Origin of the sequence: Clostridium tetani (genome assembly GCF_900167265.1) — a bacterium.
GTDB lineage: Bacteria > Bacillota > Clostridia > Clostridiales > Clostridiaceae > Clostridium_G > Clostridium_G tetani.
On the sequence record NZ_FUWT01000010.1, the window covers coordinates 25332 to 37398 of the forward strand.

The following is a 12067-nucleotide window of genomic DNA, read 5'->3' on the forward strand; positions in this document are numbered from 1 at the left end:
AATTTATCGTATGGTAAAATATAAATTATAATACATAATATGTTATATATTTCTAAATGATTGGAGGTAAAGATGCAAATAAATCATAATATTTTTAGTAAAACTGAAAGTAAAGGTAAGAGGAATGTTTATTTATTTTCCGCAGTTACATTTATAGTTTTTATTATTAGTTATATATTATCAATTAAAGTTACACAAGTAAAAGATGATGGAATGTTCATGTATAGAGCATGGATGTGGACAGAGTATTTAATAGGAATTGCTTCATTTATAGTTATAGTGATTAAAATTAAACATATAAAAGCTGAATTTATATTTCCAGCAATAGTATTAACTTTAATTAGTTCTGTAAGTCTTTTAAATAGATCTGATATTGGTACTACTATAAAAGAAGCCATAATTCTTTTTTCCTCTTTTGTAGCTGCATGCTTATTATCAAAGGGTGATAATAATATTAAATCCTCATTGGTAGAGAGTAAATTTAAAAAAGCAGCAGCATCTTTTGTATTAGGGGCATTTATAAGTATACCATTAGGCATTGTAAATTTCTTGTATTTTAAAAATACAATGTACTATTTAAATTGGCAAAATCCAATTACATCAGCTTTTTTAGCTCTTCAGCCAGGTATTGCAGAAGAAATAATATTTAGATTTTTTATAATGAATGCATTTATTACTATTTTAGATAAGCATATTGATAAAAAACATATGGTAGTCATAAGTATGTTTTTAGGAGTTGTACCTCATAGCTTGTGTCACTTTTCTGAATTATGGATAATAAGTCCAGTAAATGCTATTACAATGCTTATATTAACTAGCTTATTTTTTGGATTATCTATGGCTTATTTACAATATAAAAGAGATTTGGAAACAGCTATATCATTTCACTGGTGCATTGATTTTATAAGATTTTTAGGTGGATTTTAATTTATTAGGGTAATTATTATTTGATAAAAATATTATTTTAAATATGATTTGATATACAGAATTGTACAAAGGAGAGACTTCTGATGGGTGGAATATTTTAGATTTCTTAATAGGTAATTAATATTTGGTAGTTAACTATTAGTTGAGAAAAATAACCCCACATTGGGTAGAACCTTACCCAATGTGGGGTTTAATAAAATGTAAGATTTTCTGACGAAAGGAAGAAAATCCTCCATAATTATTCATTATTCATTGTTACTTGTTCATTAACTAAGGGTTTATACCATTTTTCCTTCCATTATGCCTAAAAGATTTAGTTTTTCCACTCTTTTAACTATTTCTTGGTTATCTGTAGAATATAGCCCTGTGTTTTTCATTCTGTCAAAGTATTCTGCGCCTGCAAAGGTGTATCTTTTTCTTCTGCCTTCTTTTGTAGCCATTTTAAAGTTTGCATAGGATATCAAATCTCCTATAGCTAAGGTTTTAGGTAGTATTAATAAAGGCATTCCTAAAAGGTGTCTTACAGCATTGTGTCCTGCCAATGCACCTGTACACATAGCTTCAGTATGCCCAACAAAAAGGCCACTTTTTTCCCCAGCACAGAATAAATTATCAATTCCCTTTACTTTCATACTATCTCTTCTTGGAGCCACGGATAGATATCTTATAGAATTAGCTTTACCTCCAGCATATGGATCTATATATTTAGCTTTTTCTAGCCCCTTAATTTTTCTTAGCTTATCTAAAGGGTAATAAGAGGACATAAGCTTAATATGTCCCGTATCTAGAAGGACGATATTTTCCGCAAATTCTTTTAGAGCATATTGTTGACATACTTTTAATTTAAGCTTATCTAAATTAACATCTTCAGGAGGTACTTTTAAAACTACAGAGCCTTTTTCTTCTATTTCCTTTAATAAATCCTCTGATAAGCTTTCTTTACAAAGTTTACAAGAACCACTAAAGGCTCCGTATACATCATCTTCTCTTTCACCTTGTAAATCTTCTACTCCGGCCCGTGCACTTATACTAACTCGAGGACCAAAGGAGGGACATCTTAATATACACATAGAGCAACCATTTCCATACCTTAGACAATTTCCCATAGGACCTGTAGAGCCAGTAGCTTCTATGAAAACATCTCCTTTAACATAAGTTCCATCTGAAAGATAAATTCCTCTAATTGTTTTATCTTCTTTTTCTATATCTACCACTCTGCTCATAAAATTTATTTCTATACCTAAGCTCTTTAAATAATCTCTTACATCTGGTTCTATTTTATTCACATCATATAGCCATGCATGATTATGCCCTGGAAAATCTATATTTTTATGTCTTGTATTTTTATCTGTAATCTTAATAAGATCTCCTGCACCTAAATTTATAAGTTCTTCTGCTGCTGTGTATCTTCCGTTATTTCTCATTATTCCTCCAACATTTCCAAGTCCTATTAACATATCAGTCTTTTCATAAAGTATTACTTGAGCACCAGCTTTTTTTGCAGTTATAGCTGCAGAAGCTCCAGCCCAACCTCCACCAATAACTATTACCTTCATAATAACTTCCTTCCTTCTAAAATATTTCTAGGGTCAATTTGCAATTTACAAGATCTTTCTATATCAAAATATTTATTTTTTACACTACAACTGCCACAAATACCTTCTCCACAACACATTTTTGCATTATTACAACAAGAAAAATCTATGGTTTCTCCTATAAGATTTAAAACATTGTAGTTTATTATATCTGCTGCCGAAGAATGAACTAAATTTACATCCTCTTTCCTGATAATTGAAAGGAGAATATTTTTAAACTCTGAAGTAAGTTCTCCCTTATCTCCTATTAAAGTAGTATTAATTACATGACAATTGTATTGTTCTAAATATTTATCTATAAAGCTTTTATTAAAAGGTTTTTCATCTAATAGAGTATATATTTTATTCCCATTAGAATATAGTTTTTTTATTAAAGGTACAATGGGAGCTTGACCTATTCCTCTAGCTATAACTATAGAGGTTTTATCTTTGCTTTTATTTATATTTTTTAAACCAAATATTCCATTCCAAAAGGGACCTTTTACAAGTATTTTTTCACCTGCATTTACTTTATTTATTTTCTTTGTTTTTATACCTTTTATTTCTAAAGCTAAAGTTATTATATTTTCCTCTACATTTGACTCCATAACGGATATGGGGGCTGAAAAAAACTGTCCTTCACAAAAATTTCTTAAAAACACAAAACTTCCTGGGGAGGTTAATTCCTTTGCTAATTTATGTGGTACATCTATTTTTAAAATTGCTAAATCCTCATAAAGATATTCTTTCTCTAGTAATGTACACTCTATTTCTTTTCTTCCTTCTTTAGGTTTTTTACCGTTCCACACAAATTCTTGATATATGCAAACACCTTTCCAATTTATACAATCACAAAAATCTTTGTCTCTTAACTGTGAACAAAGTATACATTCATTTGCTTCAGCTAAGTGACAGGGACAATATTCAGTGCCTGCGTCAATGCAATCTTTTATTTCGTAGTTCATGTATTACCTCCTAAAAATTCTACTCTATTATTAATTTATTTATATATTCTATATTTGCTACTGTAGTTTTAAATATAAATTTAAAGTTTAAAAAAGTTATTAGGAGATTTTGAAGAAATTTGTTATAATGTAGTGCAGTAGAATTTTTAAACTAACTGTAATAGTATGATAAATATAGGCTTATAAAAAAGAAAGGGGGAGTATTAATCATGTATGCATACGTATTTCCAATAAAAATAGCATTATTGACAGTTATATTTTTAATATATTTGGCATTTATTCCTTATTGCATTATTCAGTATAGAAAACATGGTTTTGTAAGTAAATACAGATCTTTTATGCATATAGCATTTGTATTTTATATAATTTCAGCCTTTTATTTAGTAATATTACCATTACCAGATAGGAACTTTGTACCTAAACATATAATTCATCCTCAATTAATACCATTTAATTTTATAGGTGATTTTTTTAAAGAGTATAGTAATCTTGTTGCTAGGGGATTTAGTACATATTCAAGCATATTAAAAAATAGGGGATTATGGCAGGTGTTTTTTAACGTATTATTATTAACACCCTTAGGATTCTTTTTAAGATATTTTTATAATATAAACTTTAAAAAAGCATTAGCAATATCATTTCTTACATCTTTGTTTTTTGAAGTAACTCAATTAACTGGTATATTCGGTATATATAAATATGCCTATAGATTGTTTGATGTAGATGATCTTATGTTAAATACTATAGGTGGAGTTATTGGATATTATTTAGTTCCTATATCTAAAAAGATACTTCCTAATATTGATGAAATAGATTTAAGATATAATTATGATGAATCAAAGGTAGGTTATATAAGAAGGGGAATAGCTTTTGCAGCAGATTTATTAGTTATAAGTTTTATTCCATTGATAAATAGGAAAAATGATATAACTTCGATATGGTTTATTTTATATATTATTTTGTTACCATATATAACTAATGGATATACTTTGGGTAAAAAGTTAGTTAAAATAAAAATTGTAAATGAAAGCAACACTAAATTAAAGTTTATAGAGTTGATAAAAAGATATTCTTGGCTAATAGTTATATCTGTATTAAGAATCATATTCGGTTTGAATTTATTATCAAATTTTCATACTACAGTAATAAGTATTATTAATATTATATATTTGATTATTATTCTTATTATAGGATTTAAATTATTCAGAGGATTATTCAATAAAAATAAGAAAATGTTTTACGAAGAATTTTCAAGGACCCATATTGCTAATAGTTTTAAATTAAAGAGTAATAAAAATGATATTAATAGAGATGATGGTAATAAAGAACATATTAATAAGCATTAAAAGTTTGATAAAAATCATATAAATAAAAAACCCAGAAATAATTCGGGGTTTTTTATTTATTCTTCCCAAAACAAATCATCCAATGTTTGTGATAATTCCTTTTCAACCTTTGACAATAATTATTTAATAATTTTTAAAAAAGTTATAATATATTGACAAATTAATAAACTCAATATATAATTAGTAAGATTTGTTAAAAAGTTAATATAATAAGACAACAGGTTTGAAATAATATTTATTATTTCAATTAAAAGGGAAACAGGTGTAACTCCTGTACGGTCCCGCCGCTGTAATAAAAGAGTAGTGCAGAATATGCCACTGTTAATATGGGAAGGCTTTGTACTATGTTGATTTTTAAGTCAGAAGACCTGCCTGTTGTTATAGATCATACTCTACGGATGATAGGAGGGGGTTTATTTTTGTATATAATTAATTCAATTTCATGAAAAATCCTTTTTATCTATTAGACGATGAAAAGGATTTTTTACTATGTATAGGAGGATTTATATGAAAAATAAAATAAGTAAAAGTATAAGCATTTTATTAGTGTTATTTTTAATGGTAATATCCTTTGCCGGCTGTAACGGCTCAAAGGATACAGGAGCTATCGGAGATGATAAAAAACAAGATGAGAAAAAAGTTACATATCTTTATGTACATGCCACCAATACATTAAATCCACATTTAAAGGCAAGTGGAAATATACCAATAAGAACTGGGGCAGTTGAAACACTTGTAAGAATAGATGAGGATTTAAAACTTAAACCATGGTTACTTGAAAAATGGAATAGTAAGGATGCAAAACATTGGGAGTTCAAAGTTAGAAAGGGTATAAAATTTCACAATGGAACTTCTTTAGATGCAAATATAGTAAAAGCAAATATAGAAGCTTGTATTAAAAATAATCCAGGTATTAAGAATGCGCTTAATATTGAATCTATGGAGGCTAAAGAAGACATTTTAAAAATAGTAACAAAAAAACCAAATGCATCACTACCATCAGAATTTGTTCATCCAAATACGGCAATTATAGATGTAAATGCTTCTGATATAGATACAAAACCTTGTGGTACAGGAGCTTTTAAGGTTGAAAACTTTAAACATAATTCATCAATACAATTAGTAAAAAATGACAAGTATTGGGATGGGGAAGTGAAGGTGGACAAGGTAAATTTTGAATTTAACCAAGATGCAAATGCAAGACTTCAAGCTTTACAGTCTGGATATGCAGATATAATTTTCAAACCAGCAGCTGAATCCATAGAAACTCTTAAAAAGGATTCTAAGGTTACAATTGATACTATGCCAGGATTGCGTACAAATGAATTATTATATAACATAAAAAAACCACTTACAGGCAATGAATATTTTAGAAAAGGTTTAGATTCACTTATAAATAGAAAAGAAATTGTTGAGAATATAATGTCAGCACAAGCAACTATTGCATATGGTCCATTTATGGAAGGGCTTCCTTTTGCAATAGATTATAAAAAAAATCAATTTGGATTAGATAAAGCTCTTGAGAATTTCAAAAAGGCGGGATTAACTGTTACTGATGGAAAGGTTTTAGATAATGGCAAACCAATAAAGTTAAAAGTAGTTACATATGCATCAAGAGCAGAATTACCACCTATTGCACAACTTGTACAATCGAATGCTAAAAAGATAGGCATAGAAATGAATATATCTATAGTAGAAGGTGAAAATGTTGATAACCATCTAAAAAGTGATGACTGGGATTTTTGTGTATATTCATTACTTACAGCTCCAAGAGGAGACGCAGGTTACTATTTAAATTCTTCAATTAAACCAGAGGGTTCTCTTAATCATGGATATATTAATGATGATAAACTAACTGCTATTATAAATGAATTTAATAGCTGCATAGATGAAACAAAACGAAATGAACTTGCTAAACAGGCTACTACAATAATTAATAAAAAGAATTATAACTCATATGTAGCTTATCCAAATGTAATAGTAGCATATAATAATCAACGAATTAGTAATTGGAAAACCTCCCCAAGTGAGTTTTATATGATAACAAAAGATTTGGATGTGAAATAAAAAATGTATGGAATAAGTAAGAGATTAGCTAAAGTTTTAGTATTCTTTTTTCTCTTGTCCTTTTTTAGTTTTATGATTTTAAAGTTGGCACCAGGAGATCCAGTAATGAATATATTAGGTACTCAAGAAGTAGCGGTTTCAAATCAAGATGTAGAACAGTTGCGTGAACAACTTGGACTTAATAAACCAATGGTAATTCAGTATTGTCATTGGTTAAAAAAAGTTATTCATTTGGATTTTGGAAACTCATTAATAACAGGTAAATCCGTTGCAAGTGGAATAGGAAAAGCATTTCCACGTACACTTTTACTAGCATTAAGTTCTATTACGGTTATGTTCCTTATAGCAGTTCCACTAGGAGTAGGATCTGCTTTCTACAGGGATGGTGTGATAAATAAAATAAGTGAGATTTTTAATCTTATAGGTTCATCTATACCGGGATTCTGGCTTGGTTTTATATTAGTTGATATTTTTGCAATTAAGCTTAACTTATTACCATCAATGGGAGTAGGAGGACTAAAACATCTCATTTTACCTTCATTAACTCTTGGGATATCCATGGCACCACCTTATGTTAGACTGTTAAAGACAAGCATAATTGAAAGTATGGAACAGGATTTTATTCAATCTGCAAAGGCAAGGGGAGTGCTAGAGGTAAGAATATTCTTTTTTCATGTACTTAGAAAGAGTTTAATGCCCGTACTTACACTTTTTGGAATGAGTATGGGAAGTCTTATGGGAGGAACTGTTGTCATTGAAGTTTTGTTCTCCTATCCTGGATTAGGAAAACTAGCAATAGAAGCTATAACCAATAGGGATTATTCTATGATACAAGGATTTATATTATTTACCGGAATGCTAGTGTTTGTGATTAATCTAATTGTAGATATTCTACACCGTTTTATTGATCCTTCTATAGCTATTAAGGAGGCTGAGCAGCTTGAAATCTAAAATAAATTTTAAAATGGTTTTCTTTATTTCTATAATACTTGTAATGGTTATAGGTAAGATGGTTACTCCCTATGATCCTAATTTAGTAGATATGTCAATTAGCCTACAACCTCCAAGTAGCCAACACTTATTTGGAACAGACAACTTAGGAAGGGATGTATTCTCACGAGTACTTTCAGGGGCTTGGACAACTGTGGGAACAGGTATTATAATACTGATTTTTTCCCTTTTAATAGGAATTCCTATAGGGTTATTTTCAGGATATGTGGGAGGAAAAGTGGATTGGGTGATTATGAGATTTATAGATTCCTTTATAGCTTTTCCTGATTATATAGTAGCAATAGTATTAAGTGGTATTCTCGGATCAGGTACATTTAATCTTATACTTGCAATAGTGGCAGTGAAATGGGTTCGTTATGCAAGACTTGTAAGAAGTACTGTTCAATCTGAAAAAACCAAGGATTATATACTTATGGCAAAACTTAATGGGTTAAATACAATATCAATACTTAATAAACATCTAATACCACATATTGTAGGGAATATTACGGCAGTGGCTACTATGGATATGGGAAAGATAATACTTATGATTGCATCCCTTTCCTATATTGGTCTAGGAGTACAACCTCCAAATCCAGAATGGGGTTCTATGCTTAATGAAGGAAGAACTTTTTTTCAAAGTGCCCCTCATTTAATGATTGCACCAGGACTTGCCATAATGATTGTGGTACTTGCAGTAAACTTATTTGGGGATTCAATTAGTAAACAATATAGTACTAGAAACTAAAAGGGGTGAGAAAATGTCTGTGGTTAACATAAATAACTTGATAATCAATGCAAATAAAAGACCAGTAGTAGACAATGTAAGCTTTTCAGTAGATGAGGGGGAATGGCTTGCCCTAATAGGTGAAAGTGGAAGTGGAAAAAGTGTAACAGCTTCCTCTATAGGGCTTTTAATACATAAGAATTTGAACTTAGTTTCAGGAGATATTAATCTTAATGGAATAGATATAAGAAGTTTAAATGAAGAAGAACTTAGAAAAATTAGAGGAAAAGAAGTTGCATACATATTTCAAGACTATCAAAATGCATTTACTCCCTTTATAAAGATCGGAAAGCAAATTGAGGAAATGATAAAATGTCATATTGACATATCAAATGAAGAGAGAAAAAAAAGAATTCTTAATTCATTAAATGATGTTGGATTAGATGCAAAGAGAGTATTTAATAGTTATCCATTTCAATTAAGTGGAGGACAATTGCAAAGAGCAGCTATTGCACAAGCTGTTATACTTAAACCCAAACTTTTAATAGCAGATGAACCTACCACGGCACTTGATGCACTTACCGCTTCAAAGGTATTGGAATTGCTTTTGGATATAAAAGAAAAAACAAAATGTGCATTATTATTTATAACTCATGACTTAAGATGTGCAAAGAATTATGCAAATAAGATAGCTATTATGCACAATGGAAAGATAGTTGAAATGGGAAGTAGAGATAAAATAGTAAATAACCCTGAACATATTTATACTAAAAATTTATTTGCTTCAATTCCTCCTATGCGACATGTTCCAAAACGTTTATATATAACAGATGAATATAAACAGAGTTCTTTTATATAGGTTTTGAGAAAAGGAGAAAATTTATATGGATAGTATTGGTATATCAAAAGAGGAAATAAAAGATAATTTGCTAGTAGTAGATAAGATTGTAAAAAAATATTCCAATGGGTATTTAGCTGTAAATGAGGCATCCTTTTCAATGAAAAAAGGTGAATGTCTTGGGCTAGTAGGTGAAAGTGGAAGTGGAAAGAGTACTCTTGCTAGATGTATTCTTATGTTTGAAAGAATTGATAAAGGTGAGATGTGGCTGAACGGAGAAGCAATTCATAATATGAAAAAAACTGAATTTAGGAAAAAACAAAGAAACATGCAGGCAGTATTTCAAAACCCAACAGCTTCACTAAATTCTAAGTTAAAAATAATAGATTCTCTAATGGAACCGTTGGATTATCAACCAGATGTAATTCCTTCATTTTTAAAAGATATAAGAAGTAATAGAAGAAAATCAGCAAAAGCTCTTCTTAATATGGTTGAGTTGCCATTAAGATACTTAGACTCATATCCTTGTGAACTAAGTGGAGGACAGAAACAAAGAGTTATAATTGCTAGAGCTATAAGTGTGGAGCCATCACTTATAATACTAGACGAGCCTACTGCTAGTCTTGATGTATCTATTCAAGCTAGAGTATTAAATTTATTAAAGGATCTTCAAGAGAATTTGGGATTTTCATATTTTTTTATTTCTCATGATTTGAGTGCAGTTAATTTTATGTGCCAAAGAATGATGGTAATGAAAGAGGGGGTAATTGTTGATAGATGTAATAGAAAAGAATTATTTGATAAAGAGAGACATTCTTATACAAAGGATCTTTTAAAGGTTTTTGAAGCTTAAGAAAAAAATTAAAATAAAAGTCACGGATCCATAATTTATAAAAATTCGTGGCTTTTATTTTGTAAATTAAATTATATATTTAAGAAAACGGAGGATGAAAAAATGAAAAATGGAGTGATTTTTGCAATTTTAACTTCACTGGTTTTTAGTATTATGAATGCCCTTGTAAAGGCGGTTAGTTTGTCCATCCCCTCAACAGAAGTAGCGTTTTTTAGAAGTTTTATTGGTACAATTTTGCTATATTTCATTATGAAAGGAAATAAAGTTAAGTTTTCTAAAGAGGGCATACCTTTGCTTATGACTAGAGGTCTTCTAGGAGCGCTATACTTAATAACTTATTTCTATACTATTTCTAAGATACCATTAACAGATGCTAGCATATTAGTGCACATGTCTCCTATCTTTGCCATTATTCTTTCCACAATATTTTTAAAGGAGAAGTTATCAAAAAACAGTCTTTATTTACTTCCAATAGCTTTTTTAGGTGCAATGCTGCTTATTAAACCCTTTAATTATAGTACTTACTCAGTTGAAGCACTTTTTGGTCTCCTTAGTGCTTTATTATCTGCAGCGGCAGGAATTACCATACGCCTACTAACTAAAAGAAAGCATCATACTTATGAAATTATATTTTATTTTTTAGCAATAGGTACTGTAGTATCTATTCCACTTATGTGGAATAGTTTTATTATGCCAACTCCACTAGAGTTTTTTTACCTTTTATGCATTGGCATTGTTTCTTTATTAGGACAAGTATTTTTAACCAAAGCCTTTACACATGAAAGCGCTATTGTTGTGGAGATAACTCGTTATATTGGTATTGTTTTTAATGCTATATGGGGATTTGTATTTTGGAAGGAAATTCCTGACACGTTAACTGTATTGGGAGGAGTTTTAATTATTACTTCTTGTATAGCTTTATCTAAACAAAAATAGAAACCCATTAAGATAATTTATATTTCTCCATGTGCTTTATATTGAATGTTATAGATGTGATAGTATAATAGGATATATGTAGTAAATGCAGGAGGGATTTTAATGGCGAGGCCAACCAAATTTAGAAGAGTAGAATTTTTTCCAGAAGATAATTATTTTGTACCCTGGGGAAAACCTAAATGTCAAATAGAAGAAATGGTTTTAAAAGTAGAAGAATTAGAAGCTATGAGGCTTAAGGACATTGAAAAACTAAATCAAGAAGAATGTGCTCAAAAAATGGAAGTTTCAAGGCAAACCTTTCAAAATATTATAGACAGTGCAAGAAATAAAGTGGCTATTGCGCTAACAGAAGGAAAGGCTATAAAAATTAGTGGAGGTAACTATACTACAAAACTATGTAAATATAGATGTTTAGATTGCGAAAATATTTATGAAATAAATTATAAGCAGGATAGAGATACTTGCCCTGCCTGTGGTTCAGAAAAAATTGTATGCAGTAGGAAAGCAGATTTTTGTAGAAGATGGTGTAAAGGTCATAATAAATAGGATACATTTGACACAAAATAAACTATATGATAACTTAATATAAAATAAGGAATATTTGGATACATTTATAGAATAAATTTAGGTGCTTATAGCTTAATAGGGAAGCAGGTGAAAATCCTGAACGGTCCCGCCGCTGTGATGGGGAGTTTTTTCAAAGTAAACCACTGGATAATATATCTGGGAAGGTATGAAAAAATAATGAACCTAAGTCAGAATACCTACCTAAATTAAATACACTATAACTCTACGAGAGATGGGGGTGTTTACAGGTGATTATTCATTTGTGTAAAATGGATTT

The 12067-nt window shown here is 29.7% G+C and carries 11 protein-coding genes, 1 pseudogene and 2 riboswitches; of the genes and pseudogenes, 10 read left to right on the top strand and 2 right to left on the bottom strand.

Translation table 11 applies throughout. The annotated features are described in order from the left end of the window. The first annotated feature begins 72 nt into the window (after positions 1 to 72). Positions 73 to 927: a CPBP family glutamic-type intramembrane protease gene (locus B5D21_RS08650; protein WP_035124842.1), complete on the top strand. Its 855-nt coding sequence runs from the start codon at positions 73 to 75 to the stop codon at positions 925 to 927. Positions 928 to 982: 55 nt separating this feature from the next. After that, positions 983 to 1048: pseudogene (locus B5D21_RS14500) on the top strand (zinc ribbon domain-containing protein); the annotation flags it as partial. Positions 1049 to 1205: 157 nt separating this feature from the next. On the opposite strand, the gene B5D21_RS08655 reads toward B5D21_RS14500, so the two are convergent. Together B5D21_RS08655 and B5D21_RS08660 are read right to left on the bottom strand one after the other, a co-directional pair. Next, positions 1206 to 2483: an FAD-dependent oxidoreductase gene (locus tag B5D21_RS08655; protein WP_011099604.1), complete on the bottom strand. Its 1278-nt coding sequence runs from the start codon at positions 2481 to 2483 to the stop codon at positions 1206 to 1208. Continuing rightward, on the bottom strand, positions 2480 to 3466 hold the full coding sequence (locus tag B5D21_RS08660; protein WP_011099603.1) for a sulfide/dihydroorotate dehydrogenase-like FAD/NAD-binding protein: 987 nt from the start codon (positions 3464 to 3466) through the stop codon (positions 2480 to 2482). The genes B5D21_RS08655 and B5D21_RS08660 overlap by 4 nt, the downstream gene beginning before the upstream one ends. Before the next feature lie 209 nt (positions 3467 to 3675). On the opposite strand from B5D21_RS08660, the gene B5D21_RS08665 reads away from it, so the two are divergent. The 8 genes from B5D21_RS08665 (at position 3676) to B5D21_RS08700 (ending at position 11769) form a co-directional block, all read left to right on the top strand. After that, the gene (locus tag B5D21_RS08665) at positions 3676 to 4812 is read left to right on the top strand and encodes a VanZ family protein (protein ID WP_011099602.1); all 1137 of its coding nucleotides are present in this window, start codon (positions 3676 to 3678) and stop codon (positions 4810 to 4812) included. Positions 4813 to 5014: 202 nt separating this feature from the next. After that, positions 5015 to 5202, top strand: a riboswitch (cobalamin riboswitch). 117 nt (positions 5203 to 5319) lie between these two features. After that, positions 5320 to 6879, top strand: a complete 1560-nt coding sequence (nikA, locus tag B5D21_RS08670) for a nickel ABC transporter substrate-binding protein (protein ID WP_035124844.1) — start codon at positions 5320 to 5322, stop codon at positions 6877 to 6879. A 3-nt stretch (positions 6880 to 6882) separates the two neighbouring features. Beyond that, positions 6883 to 7830, top strand: a complete 948-nt coding sequence (nikB, locus tag B5D21_RS08675) for a nickel ABC transporter permease (protein ID WP_011099600.1) — start codon at positions 6883 to 6885, stop codon at positions 7828 to 7830. Then, a complete protein-coding gene (gene nikC / locus B5D21_RS08680; protein WP_011099599.1) occupies positions 7820 to 8617 on the top strand; it encodes a nickel transporter permease in 798 nt (265 codons plus the stop codon). The genes nikB and nikC overlap by 11 nt, the downstream gene beginning before the upstream one ends. A gap of 13 nt (positions 8618 to 8630) precedes the next feature. Beyond that, entirely contained in the window at positions 8631 to 9455 is an 825-nt protein-coding gene (locus B5D21_RS08685) for an ABC transporter ATP-binding protein (protein ID WP_035124846.1), read from the top strand. Positions 9456 to 9480: 25 nt separating this feature from the next. Further along, positions 9481 to 10287 carry an ABC transporter ATP-binding protein gene (locus tag B5D21_RS08690; RefSeq protein WP_011099597.1) on the top strand — a complete coding sequence of 269 codons (807 nt, stop codon included), beginning with the start codon at positions 9481 to 9483 and terminating at the stop codon, positions 10285 to 10287. A 102-nt stretch (positions 10288 to 10389) separates the two neighbouring features. Continuing rightward, on the top strand, positions 10390 to 11223 hold the full coding sequence (locus B5D21_RS08695; protein ID WP_011099596.1) for a DMT family transporter: 834 nt from the start codon (positions 10390 to 10392) through the stop codon (positions 11221 to 11223). A 102-nt stretch (positions 11224 to 11325) separates the two neighbouring features. After that, the gene (locus B5D21_RS08700) at positions 11326 to 11769 is read left to right on the top strand and encodes a DUF134 domain-containing protein (protein ID WP_011099595.1); all 444 of its coding nucleotides are present in this window, start codon (positions 11326 to 11328) and stop codon (positions 11767 to 11769) included. Positions 11770 to 11832: 63 nt separating this feature from the next. Next, positions 11833 to 12009, top strand: a riboswitch (cobalamin riboswitch). Positions 12010 to 12067 lie beyond the last annotated feature (58 nt).

What these genes read in the sequence shown, in the direction of transcription:
- B5D21_RS08650 (WP_035124842.1), top strand. Translation starts at nt 73, where the DNA reads ATGCAAATAAATCATAATATTTTTAGTAAAACTGAAAGTAAAGGTAAG.
- B5D21_RS08655 (WP_011099604.1), bottom strand. Translation starts at nt 2,483, where the DNA reads ATGAAGGTAATAGTTATTGGTGGAGGTTGGGCTGGAGCTTCTGCAGCT.
- B5D21_RS08660 (WP_011099603.1), bottom strand. Translation starts at nt 3,466, where the DNA reads ATGAACTACGAAATAAAAGATTGCATTGACGCAGGCACTGAATATTGT.
- B5D21_RS08665 (WP_011099602.1), top strand. Translation starts at nt 3,676, where the DNA reads ATGTATGCATACGTATTTCCAATAAAAATAGCATTATTGACAGTTATA.
- nikA (WP_035124844.1), top strand. Translation starts at nt 5,320, where the DNA reads ATGAAAAATAAAATAAGTAAAAGTATAAGCATTTTATTAGTGTTATTT.
- nikB (WP_011099600.1), top strand. Translation starts at nt 6,883, where the DNA reads ATGTATGGAATAAGTAAGAGATTAGCTAAAGTTTTAGTATTCTTTTTT.
- B5D21_RS08685 (WP_035124846.1), top strand. Translation starts at nt 8,631, where the DNA reads ATGTCTGTGGTTAACATAAATAACTTGATAATCAATGCAAATAAAAGA.
- B5D21_RS08690 (WP_011099597.1), top strand. Translation starts at nt 9,481, where the DNA reads ATGGATAGTATTGGTATATCAAAAGAGGAAATAAAAGATAATTTGCTA.
- B5D21_RS08695 (WP_011099596.1), top strand. Translation starts at nt 10,390, where the DNA reads ATGAAAAATGGAGTGATTTTTGCAATTTTAACTTCACTGGTTTTTAGT.
- B5D21_RS08700 (WP_011099595.1), top strand. Translation starts at nt 11,326, where the DNA reads ATGGCGAGGCCAACCAAATTTAGAAGAGTAGAATTTTTTCCAGAAGAT.